Genomic DNA, 281 nt, shown 5'->3' on the forward strand with positions numbered 1-281 from the left:
GGGCGTTTTTCATCCCGTCCGGGTTTTGGTATCCACACTCTCCGTAACGGTTTGGCTTTGAAGTTTCCTTTGATTTCCTCGGTAAGTTCAAACCTTTGTTTCGGGGATATCGCTATCACTCCATCCACTCCGGCTGTTTTCTTGCCTTGGTTATCTTGAGTTACACGCCTTACCGCTAAGAGCCTTGCGTAGTATGACTTCAACAGGAGTCTTTGCAACCTTCTAGCTTTTGCGTCCTGTCCCGATTGAGCCGCTTGATAGATACGTTTTTGCAACTTGAA

General features: G+C 47.0%; 1 protein-coding gene. It reads right to left on the reverse strand.

The genetic code is table 11. The features are described from left to right. Nucleotides 1-281 (reverse strand): reverse transcriptase N-terminal domain-containing protein (locus tag LKE08_RS00320; RefSeq protein WP_324702200.1); only part of this gene is annotated, 281 nt, incomplete at both ends.

Source organism: Lyngbya sp. CCY1209, assembly GCF_035615495.1.
Lineage (GTDB): Bacteria > Cyanobacteriota > Cyanobacteriia > Cyanobacteriales > Microcoleaceae > Limnospira.